This is a genomic window from Rubrivivax gelatinosus, from assembly GCF_016583785.1.
In the GTDB taxonomy this organism is placed as follows: domain Bacteria; phylum Pseudomonadota; class Gammaproteobacteria; order Burkholderiales; family Burkholderiaceae_C; genus Rubrivivax; species Rubrivivax gelatinosus_B.
The window spans coordinates 1-11063 of sequence record NZ_NRRU01000139.1; the positions used below are offsets into that span (position 1 = coordinate 1).

The 11063-nt window shown below is 71.5% G+C and carries 10 protein-coding genes; 6 read left to right on the plus strand and 4 right to left on the minus strand.

Features of this window, described 5'->3' with window-relative positions; all coding sequences use genetic code 11:
* The first annotated feature begins 155 nt into the window (after nucleotides 1-155).
* The 6 genes from CKO43_RS23355 to btsR all read left to right on the plus strand — a co-directional run bounded on the left by CKO43_RS23355 (nucleotide 156) and on the right by btsR (nucleotide 6780).
* On the plus strand, nucleotides 156-1658 hold the full coding sequence (locus tag CKO43_RS23355; RefSeq protein ID WP_200380142.1) for a bifunctional enoyl-CoA hydratase/phosphate acetyltransferase: 1503 nt from the start codon (nucleotides 156-158) through the stop codon (nucleotides 1656-1658).
* 7 nt (nucleotides 1659-1665) lie between these two features.
* Nucleotides 1666-2931 carry an acetate/propionate family kinase gene (locus CKO43_RS23360; protein ID WP_200380143.1) on the plus strand — a complete coding sequence of 422 codons (1266 nt, stop codon included), beginning with the start codon at nucleotides 1666-1668 and terminating at the stop codon, nucleotides 2929-2931.
* Entirely contained in the window at nucleotides 2898-3827 is a 930-nt protein-coding gene (locus CKO43_RS23365) for a formate/nitrite transporter family protein (RefSeq protein WP_200232118.1), read from the plus strand. The genes CKO43_RS23360 and CKO43_RS23365 overlap by 34 nt, the downstream gene beginning before the upstream one ends.
* Nucleotides 3828-3850: 23 nt before the next feature.
* Nucleotides 3851-4183, plus strand: a complete 333-nt coding sequence (locus CKO43_RS23370; protein WP_200380144.1) for a hypothetical protein — start codon at nucleotides 3851-3853, stop codon at nucleotides 4181-4183.
* 160 nt (nucleotides 4184-4343) lie between these two features.
* Nucleotides 4344-6041, plus strand: a complete 1698-nt coding sequence (locus CKO43_RS23375) for a sensor histidine kinase (RefSeq protein WP_200380145.1) — start codon at nucleotides 4344-4346, stop codon at nucleotides 6039-6041.
* A gap of 25 nt (nucleotides 6042-6066) precedes the next feature.
* Nucleotides 6067-6780 (plus strand): two-component system response regulator BtsR, encoded by a 714-nt coding sequence (gene btsR, locus CKO43_RS23380; RefSeq protein ID WP_200232115.1) that lies wholly within the window; start codon nucleotides 6067-6069, stop codon nucleotides 6778-6780.
* A gap of 51 nt (nucleotides 6781-6831) precedes the next feature.
* Here btsR and CKO43_RS23385 read toward each other — a convergent pair whose 3' ends face one another.
* The 4 genes from CKO43_RS23385 to CKO43_RS23400 all read right to left on the minus strand — a co-directional run bounded on the left by CKO43_RS23385 (nucleotide 6832) and on the right by CKO43_RS23400 (nucleotide 10918).
* A complete protein-coding gene (locus CKO43_RS23385; RefSeq protein ID WP_200380146.1) occupies nucleotides 6832-7230 on the minus strand; it encodes a YidB family protein in 399 nt (132 codons plus the stop codon).
* 355 nt (nucleotides 7231-7585) lie between these two features.
* Nucleotides 7586-8464, minus strand: a complete 879-nt coding sequence (locus CKO43_RS23390) for a pirin family protein (protein WP_200380147.1) — start codon at nucleotides 8462-8464, stop codon at nucleotides 7586-7588.
* Between the two features lie 8 nt (nucleotides 8465-8472).
* Nucleotides 8473-8871, minus strand: coding sequence for an OsmC family protein (locus tag CKO43_RS23395; RefSeq protein WP_200232112.1), 399 nt, complete (start codon nucleotides 8869-8871; stop codon nucleotides 8473-8475).
* A 493-nt stretch (nucleotides 8872-9364) separates the two neighbouring features.
* On the minus strand, nucleotides 9365-10918 hold the full coding sequence (locus CKO43_RS23400) for a type VI secretion system Vgr family protein (protein ID WP_200380148.1): 1554 nt from the start codon (nucleotides 10916-10918) through the stop codon (nucleotides 9365-9367).
* Between the last annotated feature and the right edge of the window lie 145 nt (nucleotides 10919-11063).

Consider the following 11063-nt stretch of genomic DNA (forward strand, 5'->3'; position numbering starts at 1 on the left):
CCTTCCCAGGAACTGGTCGATCGCACGCGGGAGTTGTTCCGCGGCGCCGGCCTGCAGGTGAGCTGAGCCGCCACCCACCGACCGACACATCACCCGCAAGGGGCGCGGCCGCGACCGCGTCTCCCCAAGACCCGCGCCGTGCGCAGGAGTTGCGTATGTACACCGAACACAGCCTCGACGCCGTCCCCAGCGGCAGCAAGACCCAGGCCCGCGCCGCCGCGGTGCTGCAGCTGCCGGCGCTGCCCGACGACGAACAGATCACCGAGAACGTGCCCTTCGACGAGATCGTCGTCGGCCAGTCGGCCAGCCGCAGCCGCGAGCTGACGATGGACGACGTGCGGCTCTTCGCCGCCGTCTCGGCCAACCGCAACCCGGTGCACCTGGACGCGCGGTTCGCCGCCGGCAGCGGCCACGGCAAGGTCATCGCGCACGGCATGTGGTCGGGCGCGCTGGTGTCCGGGCTGATCGGCTCGCGCCTGCCCGGCCCCGGCACCGTCTACCTGAGCCAGGACCTGCACTTCCTGCACACCATCAGCGTCGGCGACCGCATCACCGCCACCGTCACCGTGCTCGAGAAGCGCCTGGCCGACAAGGTCGTCGTGCTCGAATGCGGCTGCGTCAACCAGGACGGCGTGCTCGTCGCCAGCGGCGTGGCTGAAGTGGTGGCGCCGGGCGCCAAGGTGCGCGCCGAAGCCGTCGAACTGCCCGAGGTGCAGCTGATCGGCCACCACCAGTACGACGCGCTGCTGAAGAAGTGCGAAACGCTGGCGCCGGTGCCGACCGCGGTTGCCTACCCCTGCAACGAGCCCTCGCTGCGTGCCGCCGTCGACGCCGCCCAGGCCGGCCTGATCGAGCCGGTGCTCGTCGGCCCGGCGCGCGACATCCGTGCCATCGCCGCGCGCCACGGCCTGGCGATCGACGGCTACCGGCTGATCGACGTCGAGTACCCCAAGGACGCGGCCGAGACTGCGGCGCGGCTGGCGCGCGACGGCGAGGTCGAGGCGCTGATGAAGGGCTCGCTGCACACCGACGAGCTGATGGGCGCCGTGGTGCGCAAGGACAACGCGCTGCGTACCGCCGCGCGCATCAGCCACGTCTTCGTGATGCACGTGCCGACCTACGCGCGCACGCTGCTGATCACGGACGCGGCGATCAACATCTCGCCCTCGCTCGAGGACAAGGTGCACATCGTCCAGAACGCGATCCACCTGGCGCAGGTGCTGGGTGTGAGCAAGCCCAACGTCGCGATCCTGTCGGCGGTCGAGAACGTCAACCCGAAGATCCCGTCGACGCTGGAAGCCGCGGTGCTGTGCAAGATGGCCGACCGCGGCCAGATCACCGGCGGCGTGCTCGACGGCCCGCTGGCCTTCGACAACGCGATCTCGGTCGAGGCCGCGCGCACCAAGGGCATCACTTCGCCGGTGGCCGGCAACGCCGACATCCTGCTCGTGCCTGACATGGTGGCCGGCAACATGCTGGCCAAGCAGCTCACGTTCCTGGCCAATGCCGACGCCGCCGGCATCGTGCTCGGCGCCAAGGTGCCGGTGATCCTGACCAGCCGCGCCGACAACCTGCGCTCGCGCCTGGCGTCCTGCGCCATCGCCGCGCTGCTGGCCAACGCCAACCGCCTGCTCGCCCAGGCGGCGCGCGGGCTGTGAGGCGGCGATGAAACGACATTCGTCCTGCCTGGTGCTGAACGCCGGCTCGTCGAGCCTGAAGTTCTCGGTGCTGCGCCAGGTCGCCGGCAACGAGCTGCAGGCGGTGCTCGGCGGCCAGATCTCGGGCATCGGCACGCTCGCCAGCTTCGAGGCCAAGGACGCCCGGCGCCGGGTGCTGGCCGAACACCGCTGGGACGCCGAGCAGTCGCAGCAGCGCGAGCTGCTGCTGGCCTTCGTGCTCGACTGGCTGGGCACGGCGCTGCCCGACGACCGCATCGTCGCCGCCGGCCACCGCGTGGTGCACGGCGGGCGCCGCTTCAGCCGGCCCGAACGCATCACGCCCGAACTGCTGACGGAGCTGCAAGCGCTGGTGCCGCTGGCGCCGCTGCACCAGCCGCACAACCTGGCACCGATGCGCATCCTGGCCGCCAGCCACCCCGAGCTGCCGCAGGTGGCGTGTTTCGACACCGCCTTCCACGCCCACCAGCCCTGGTACGCGCGCAGCTACGCGCTGCCGCGCGAGCTGAGCGACGAAGGCGTCTGCAGCTACGGTTTCCACGGCCTGTCCTACGAGTACGTGTCGCAGCAGCTGGCGGCGCAGCACCCGGAGCTGGCGAACGCGCGTGTCGTCATCTGCCACCTGGGCAACGGCTCCAGCATCACCGCGGTGCACGCCGGCCGCAGTGTCGACACCTCGATGGGTTTCACCGCGCTCGACGGCGTGCCGATGGGCACCCGCTGCGGCAGCGTCGACCCCGGCGTGCTGCTGTACCTGATGAACGAGAAGGGCATGGGCGCGGCCGAGATCGAGGACCTGCTGTACCGGCGCTCGGGCCTGCTGGGCGTCTCCGGCCTGTCCAACGACATGAAGGTGCTGCAGGAGTCGGACTCGCCCGACGCGCGCCGCGCGGTCGAGCTGTTCTGCTTCCGCTGCGCCAAGGAAGTGGCGGCGCTGGCGGGCTCGATGGGCGGGCTCGACGCGCTCGTCTTCACCGCCGGCATCGGCGAGAACTCGCCGGCCATCCGCGCCGAGATCTGCGAACGCCTGGCCTGGCTGGGCGTCGCCGTCGACCCCGAGGCGAATCAAAGCCGGGCCCACGACATCTCGGCCGCGCAGGCGCGCGTCTCGGTGTTCGTGCTGCCCACCAACGAAGAAATGATGATCGCGACGCACACCCTGGCCCTGCTGGCCGAGGGTGAGGACGAGGCCGAACTCGTCCGGCGCGAGGAGTACACGCCATGCTGGACCGCACCGATCCCCGCTACCTGCTGACGCCGGACGACCCCGCTGCCGCTTACGCCGGCAGCGCCAAGCCGCTGTTCGACCCGTTGACGCCGGATGCCATCGCGCAGGCGGCCGAAGAGATGGGCGTGAAGAAGGCCAAGGCCACCGTCGCCAAGCAGTTCGGCCTGGCCGTGCTGGGCGGCGCCTTCGTCGCGCTGGGCGCGATGTTCGCGACGATCGCCATCGCCGGCGCCGACCACATGCTGCCCTACGGCGTGATGCGGCTGCTGATGGGCGCGGCGTTCACGATGGGGCTGATGATGGTCGTCGTCGCCGGTGCGCAGCTGTTCACCAGCGACGCGCTGATGGTGATGGCCTGGGCCAGTGGGCGCCTGACGACCCAGCGCATGCTCAAGGTCTGGACCATCGTCTGGCTCGGCAACCTCGTCGGCTCGCTCGGCACCGCGGCGCTGGTCTTCCTTGGCGGCCAGTACGGCGCCGGCCACGGCGAAGTCGGCGCGAGCGCGCTCTACCTGGCGTCGAGCAAGGCCAGCCTGATGCCGATGAAGGCCTTCTTCCTGGGCGTGCTGTGCAACGTGCTGGTGTGCCTGGCGACCTGGCTGTCGCTGGCCGCGCGCAGCGTCACCGACAAGATCCTCGCGATGTTCTTCCCGGTCGCCGCCTTCGTCGCCGCGGGCTTCGAACACTGCGTGGCCAACATGTACTTCATCCCCTACGGCCTGATGGTCAAGTGGTTCGCCCCGGCGAGCTTCTGGGCCGAGCCGGCGGCGGCGGCCAAGGCCGGCCTGGACATCCCGGTGCAGCAGTTCCTGCTGAACCTGGGCGTGGTCACGCTGGGCAACTGGGTTGGCGGCGCGCTGCTGGTGGCCGGCGCTTACTGGTGGCTGTTCCGCCGTGGCGGCATGACACCCAAGGCCGCCTGAGCGCGCGCACGAGAAACGAACCCATGTCCAGCTTCATCTACTATTCCCTCACCGCGCGCGACACCGAGCGCGCCATCGTGCGTGCCGGCCTCGCGCTGGGCCTGGACTGGCGCGACGAGAGCGCGCTGCGTTCGGTGGTCAAGGAGGCGCTGGACCGGCGCCAGGGCCTGCACCGCGGCACCGAGCTGCCGCGCCAGGGCGCCGCGCGCCTGCGCCTGAACCTGTGCGCGCTGCTGGTGCTGATGCGCCGCATCGAACTCGCGCTCGACCCGGCCAGCGACTACGCCCCCGGGCCGAGCTGGCAGGCCTTGTCGCGTGTGCTCGACCAGGAGCTCGCCGGCCGGCTGGCCGGCTGACGACGGCGGGCCGCAGCGCGGCCCGACCTGCAGCGGGTGCGCAGCGGCCGAAATAAGTCGCACCCGGGCGCGCCTGCGCGGTTGCCGCCGTCGGCGCCACCTGCGAAACTGGTGAAATCACCACCCCCGGCCGGTGGTTGTCGTCGTCAAGGCCGAATCCATGTCCGTCAGTACCGTCGCGCTCAGCCTCACGCTGCTGCAGCAGACCTGCGTCTACCTCGTCATCGCCTACCTGCTCGCCGGCACGCGGATCTTCATTCCGCTGATGCACGTGACCATCCGGCTGCCCCAGCGCGCCACCTGCTACGCGGTGTGTTCGCTGTTCTGCATCATGGGCACCTACCTGGGGCTGAAGATCGACGACTCGATCGCGCACACGCGCACGATCGGCGCCGTGCTCGGCGGCATCCTCGGCGGCCCCTGGGTCGGGTTGGCGGTCGGGTTCACCGGCGGCCTGCACCGGCTGTCGCTGGGCGGCAGCTCGGCGGTGCCGTGCACCATCGCCACCATCGTCGGCGGCCTGATCGGCGGGGGCTTTCACCGCTACATGATCCAGCGCGGCAAGGCGGCCACCGTGTTCCGGCCGATTCCGGTGGCCGCGGTGACGCTGCTGGCCATCGTTGTCGAGATGCTGATCCTGCTGCTGGTGCTCAAGCCGGCGCCGGCGGCCTACCACCTGGTCGAACAGATCGCGTTCCCGATGGCGCTGGCCAATACGCTGGGCGCGGGCATGTTCATGCGCATCCTCGTCGACCGGCGCAAGCTCTACGAACGCCAGTCCTCGGTGTTCTCGACCAAGGCGCTGGCGATCGCCGCGCGCGTCGAAGGCCTGCTGCGCGACGGCCTGAACCAGGACGCCGGCGCCCGCGTGGCCAAGGTCGCCAAGGTCATCTACGAAGAGACCGGCGTCGGCGCGGTCGCGATCACCGACACCCAGCAGCTCGTCGCCTTCATCGGCATCGGCGCCGACCACCACCTGCCGGGCACGCCGATCGCGTCCAAGCTGACGCTGCAGGCGATCGAGCGCAACGAGGTCGTCTATGCCGACGGCAACGAGATCGCCTACCGCTGCTCCATCCACCCGAAGTGCCCGCTCGCGTCCTCGCTGATCATTCCGCTGTCGGACGAAGAGAACCACGTCATCGGCACGATCAAGCTGTACGAACCGCGCAGCCGGCTGTTCTCGACCATCAACCGCACGCTGGGCGAAGGCATCGCGCGGCTGCTCTCCAACCAGATCCTGGCCGGGCGCTACATGCGCCAGCGCGAGATGCTGGCGCAGTCCGAGATCAAGCTGCTGCAGGCCCAGGTCAACCCGCACTTCCTGTTCAACGCGCTGAACACGCTGATCGCGGTGATCCGGCGCGACCCGGAGAAGGCCTGCATGCTGGTCTTCAGCCTGTCGACCTTCTTCCGCAACAACCTCAAGCGCCCGAGCGAAGAAGCCTGCCTGAGCGAGGAGATCGCGCACGTCTCGTCCTACCTCGTGATCGAGCAGGCACGTTTCCTCGACCGGCTGGAGGTCGAGTTCGACGTGCCCGACAAGCTGCAGCACGTGCGCCTGCCGGCGTTTTCGCTCCAGCCGGTGGTCGAGAACGCGATCAAACACGGCACCTCGCAGCTGCTGGGCGTGGGCCGGGTGCGCATCTCGGCCTGCGAGCAGGACGGCGACCTGCTGCTGAGCGTCGAAGACAATGCCGGCCTGTATTCACCGCCGGCCGGGGGCGGAGACGGGCTCGGCGTCAACCTGGTGCGCCGCCGCATCGCCAACCGCTACGGCCCGCGCTACGGCATGGAGGTCGAGTGCGAACCCGAGGTCCTCACCCGGGTGACGCTGCGTGTCCCCTGCACCCCTTGATGACGACGCATCGAACGAGATGAGCATGAACGTCCTGATCGTCGACGACGAAACCCCGGCACGCGAGGAGATCGCGCGCCTGCTCGCCAACGTGGCCGACGTCAGCGTCGTCGGCCAGAGCGCGAACGCGATCGAGGCGCTGTCCGCGATCAACCGGCTGCACCCCGACGTGGTGTTCCTGGACATCAGCATGCCGCAGATCAGCGGGCTCGAGCTGCTGAGCATGCTCGACCCCGAGGAAATGCCGCGCATCGTCTTCGTCACGGCCTACAACGAGTTCGCCCTGCAGGCTTTCGAGCAGGATGCCTTCGACTATCTGCTGAAACCGATAGACGCGGCCCGGCTGGAGGTGACGCTGCAGCGCCTGCGGCGCGACCGGCTGCCGGCCACCGACCCGCTGAAAATGGCCGCGCCGCTACGCCAGATTCCCTGCCCGGGGCATCAGCGGGTGCAGCTCGTGAAAATCGACCAGGTCGAGTACGTGAATTCCACCGGAAGCGGCGTGTTCATCGTCACGACGGACGGCAGCGAGCATTTCACCGAACTCACGCTGCGCACCCTGGAAGAGCGCACGCCGATGCTGCGCTGCCACCGGCAATACCTCGTGAACCCCGACCAGATCCGCGAGATCACGTTCCAGGACATGGGCGGCGCCGAGATCATTACGCACGGCGACCGGCGCGTGCCGGTCAGCCGCCGGCTGCTGGCCGAGCTGAAGGAGCACCTCGGCTTCGCCTGAAGCCGGGGCGGCGGCGTGTGCTCGAGGCCTTGTGGCCCCGGGCATCCGGGTTCAGACCGGAACGCCGACGATGCGGGCGAAGAAGGCCTGCAGGCCCGCCCGGGGAGCCGGGGTTTCGATGCGGCCTTCCGGCGTCATGCGGTCGACGGCCAGCGGGAAGATCTCGGCGAGCACTTCGCCGGCGTCCACGGGGTCGAGGTCGAGGCGCCGCACGAGTTTGCCGTAAAACACCTCGCCGAGCGCCGTGCGCAGCGCGCAGGCGCGCACCGGGATGTTTTCACCGCGGCCCACCCAGGAGTTCATCGCGGCGCCCAGGCCGGCTTCCTGCAAACGTTCGGCGAGGCCGGCGAGGCCGTCTTCGTGGCGGCCGATGAGTTTTGTCAGCGAAATCACCAGCGGGCTGTTCTGGCCCCCCGTGCGTTTCGCCTTGCGGGCCAGGTGGATGGCCATTTCTTCAAATTCGCAGCACATGACGGCCTCCTGGTCGGAATGATAGCGACGGTTTCGGGTTTCGAATCGCGCCAGCCTCGAAGTTATCCCCGCGGGGGCCGTCTGTCCACTTCGGCGCGGCGCCACGGATCGGGTTTCGGGCCGTTTTCGGGCGGGTTCCCCGGGGTTTGCGGCCACTCGTCGGCGGGCGGCAACCGTTCGTTCCAGGCCAGCGACCGCTGGCAGGAAAAGCGGCGGGCCAGGCGCTGGCGGCCGCCGCGGCGTGGCGCTGGCGCCGCGTCCGGGCCGGCTGCCGCGTCTGCGGTTCGGGCGCCAGGCCTGCCGGGCCGTGGACCGCGTGCGAGGCCGCTCGTGCTCAGTCGCGCCAGGCCGGCGCTTCGACGCGGCCGGTTTCGCCCGGGATCGGGGCGAAGCCGCCGGCGGCCCAGCGCTGCGCGGCCGCGGCGATGCGGGCGCGGTCGGGCGAGACGAAGTTCCACCACAAACGCACCGGCTGCGCCAGCGCGTCGCCGCCGATCAGCAGCACACGCGCCGGCCCGGCGCCGGCCTGCAGCTGCACGCGTGTGGGCGGCAGCAGCACCATCTCTTGCGCGCTGACGGCCTGGCCGTCCAGGCTGAAGGCGGCCGTCGGGGCGTAGAGCGCGGCCTCGGCGGCGAGCACCGGCAGCTCGAGCACGGCGCCGGCCGGCAGTTGCAGGTCGAGGTAGAGCGTCGGCGAGGCGGTGCGCACGGGGCTGCTCGTGCCCCAGGCGCTGCCGACGAGCACACGCGCCTCGACGCCGCCGGGCAGGCGGCAGACCGGCACCTGCGCCGCCGCCAGGTGCTGGAACGAGGGTTCGCTGTCTTCCGCCTGCGGCGGCAGCGCGACCCAGAGCTGCAGCCCGTGCGCCGGGCGCTCCCCGTCGACGTCGTCGGCGTGGGCGCGTTCGCTGTGCACGATGCCGCGGCCGGCGCTCATCCAGTTGACAGCGCCGGCTTCTATGGTCTGCACCGTGCCCAGGCTGTCGCGGTGCACCTGGCGGCCTTCGAACAGATAGGTGACGGTGGCCAGGCCGATGTGCGGATGCGGCGGCACGTCGCTGGCGCGGCCGGGCGGCAGCACGACCGGGCCAAAGTGGTCGAAGAAGACGAAGGGGCCGACCGCACGCCGCGTGGCCGACGGCAGCACGCGGCGCAGCGGCAGCCCGGCCGTCAGCTCACTGCGGCGCCCGCTCCAGGTCGCAAGCGTCGCCATCGGCGCGCTCAGCCGAGTTCGGTGTGGATCGCGACCTCGCCTTCGAGCACGCGGTGGATGGGGCACTTGCCGGCGATCTCCAGCAGCCGCTGGCGGTCTGCCGGCGCGATGTCGCCTTCGATGAAGAGCCGGCGCTGCAGCTGGTAGTGCACCCGGCCTTCGATCTTCTCCTCGAGGTGCTCGACGCTGACGCGCAGGCCGGTGACGGGCAGCTGCTTGCGGCGGATGTAGAGCTCCAGCGTCAGCACGGTGCAGGCGGCGAGTGCCGAGTCGAGCAGGTCGTGCGGGTCGGGGGCCAGATCGTCCGAGCCCAGCGCCTGCGGCAGGTCGGCGGTCCAGGCGTGGCGGCCGTTGTGCAGGGTCGTGAGGGCGCCGTCGGCGCGGTGCAGTCGGGCTTCGATGCTCATGAAGTAACGGGTTCCCAGATCGGTGAAACAAGGCGACGGCCGCCCGGGCTGCCGTCGAGGCACGCTTCGATCGTCGTCGATCGGGGTGCGGGTTCGGGCCAAGTCCATGTCGGCGGCGTGCCTTCGCGGGCTATCGGTGCGGGTCAGGCGGCGCGGGACCGCATGGCACGGTGCAAGCGGCTGCGGCATCGCGTGCGCACCAAGGCCGTGGCGGCGGGCAGGGTGTGCTGCCGCTTGGCCCGGTGAGGCAGCCAGCGCAACGAAAGCCCGGCGGCTCTTCGGGCGCGTAGCCGCTGAGCTCGGCGAAGGCGGCGTTGCAGTACGTGATGCGTCCGGTGACGGCGGTCGCGCTGCGCGCCCGTACACCGAGCTGCGCGCCAATACATCGCGCTGCGCGCCAGTGCATCGCGCTGCAGCGGGCTGCAGGGCGCAGCCGTTCACGGCACGGCCAGACGCCGAACGACAGGGCTCGCCCACGGGCGAGCGGCCGGTTTCAGGGGGCGTGCGGCCCTTCGCCTGCAGGGGCTGCACATGCCTGCGAAGCAGTGTCGGCGGCATCCGGCAAGTCCTGCGCGGGCGGGCCGGTCGTCGCCGGCGGCGTGCTGGTTGCAGCGACGTACTCGCCACCGTAGGCGCCCCCGGCCTCGAATCGTTTCAGCGACGCGCGAAACACCACCTGGCCCGGCGCGGCCAGCACGATGCCTGTCGCGCCGATGCGGACCGACGCGCCGGCCGCCTGCAGCAGCACCGCCGTCGCCGCCAGCACCTGGGCCGTGGCCTGCGCCGACGCCAGGCGCACATCGCCGCCGGCGTCGACGGCGGCCGCACCGGACTCGGCGCAGACGCGCACCGGGCCGCTTGCGGCGTGCAGCCGCAGCGCGGCGACACCGTCTTGCTGCCGCTCGGCCACCGAGGCGTCGGGCGGCGCCGCGCCGGCCGCGAACAGCCGCAGGCCGCCGCCGGCCACGACCTGCAGCCGGCCGCCGCACAAGTGCTGGATGCGGCTGGCGGCCCGCTGCACCGAGCCTTCGATGGCCTCGACCTGGTCGGCGCCGCTCAGCCACAGCAGACCGGCCGGCGCCGTGGCCAGCAGTTCCGGGCCGGACCACGACATCGTGTCGGCGCCCGACAGGCTGCGCAGCGCCGCAGCGGTCACGCCCGCAGCGTGGCCGGCCAGCCGGTGCTGCGCCGCCAGCGCGAGCAGGCGGTCGGTGGCGGCCTGCGCCCAGCGCAGGCGCGAACAGGTCTCGTCGATGTCGAGCTGCCGGCCCTCGGCCTGGCTGCCGGGGCGGCCGTGGGCGCTGAGCAGCAGGCCGCCGCCGGCACGCAGGGCGCCCCAGGCATCGGTGCGCAGGTCCAGGCCGTGGCCTCGCGGCGCCAGCAGCCGGTTGTGCTCCTGCTGCCGCAGCCGGCCCAGCTGCAGCCGGCTGCCGGCACTGGCGCTGGCGAGTTCGACACGTTCGGCGCCCGGGCTGTCGTCGAACACGAGCTGGTTGCCGGCACCGCCGCCGGGCTGGCTGCTGCGCAGTTCCTGCGTGACGAAGCCCGACAGCACCGCACCGTGAGCCTGTCCCGGGAGACCGCCCTCGTGCTGGTTGCCGGGGAACCACGGCGGCGTGCTGGCGAAGGCCCCGGCCGCACCGGCGGCCGCGCCGCCGCCGGCATCGTCTTCGCGGCTGCTGCCGTTGTAGAGCACACCCAGCACCAGCGGCCGGTCGTGGCGGCCGCCGGCAAAAGCCAGCAGCACCTCCTGGCCGACTCGGGGCGTCCAGACACTGCCCCAGTTGTCGCCGGCGACGCCGGTGGCCACGCGCAGCCAGCCGCCGGCCTGGCAGGCCGCGGCGGCGTTGTCGCCCTCGGGCGCCGGCAGGCGATGGCCGGCCTGGCTCCCGCGCTGCCAGTGGAACTGCAGCTGGACGCGGTGGTCGCGGTCGGTGGCGACCGGCGCGCCGTCGCCGACGACGATGGCCGTCGCCAGGCCGGGTGCGTCGGCATGCGGCGGTGGGCGGCCGCCGGTTGCGGCCTCGGTGCAACCCAGTCCGATCATGCTCAGTGCGGCATGGGCATGGGCATGGGCATGGGCATGGGAATCGGCATCGGCATCGGCATCGGCATCTGCACCGGCACCGGCACCGGCACCGGCACCGGCACCGGCACCGGCGCCGGTGCCGGTGCCGGTGCCGGTGCCGGTG

Excerpts from the sequence above, each read along its gene's own strand:
- CKO43_RS23360 (WP_200380143.1), top strand. The coding sequence starts at position 1,666 with ATGAAACGACATTCGTCCTGCCTGGTGCTGAACGCCGGCTCGTCGAGC.
- CKO43_RS23400 (WP_200380148.1), bottom strand. The coding sequence starts at position 10,918 with ATGATCGGACTGGGTTGCACCGAGGCCGCAACCGGCGGCCGCCCACCG.
- CKO43_RS23395 (WP_200232112.1), bottom strand. The coding sequence starts at position 8,871 with ATGAGCATCGAAGCCCGACTGCACCGCGCCGACGGCGCCCTCACGACC.
- CKO43_RS23365 (WP_200232118.1), top strand. The coding sequence starts at position 2,898 with ATGCTGGACCGCACCGATCCCCGCTACCTGCTGACGCCGGACGACCCC.
- CKO43_RS23390 (WP_200380147.1), bottom strand. The coding sequence starts at position 8,464 with ATGGCGACGCTTGCGACCTGGAGCGGGCGCCGCAGTGAGCTGACGGCC.
- CKO43_RS23375 (WP_200380145.1), top strand. The coding sequence starts at position 4,344 with ATGTCCGTCAGTACCGTCGCGCTCAGCCTCACGCTGCTGCAGCAGACC.
- CKO43_RS23370 (WP_200380144.1), top strand. The coding sequence starts at position 3,851 with ATGTCCAGCTTCATCTACTATTCCCTCACCGCGCGCGACACCGAGCGC.
- CKO43_RS23385 (WP_200380146.1), bottom strand. The coding sequence starts at position 7,230 with ATGGCCATCCACCTGGCCCGCAAGGCGAAACGCACGGGGGGCCAGAAC.
- btsR (WP_200232115.1), top strand. The coding sequence starts at position 6,067 with ATGAACGTCCTGATCGTCGACGACGAAACCCCGGCACGCGAGGAGATC.
- CKO43_RS23355 (WP_200380142.1), top strand. The coding sequence starts at position 156 with ATGTACACCGAACACAGCCTCGACGCCGTCCCCAGCGGCAGCAAGACC.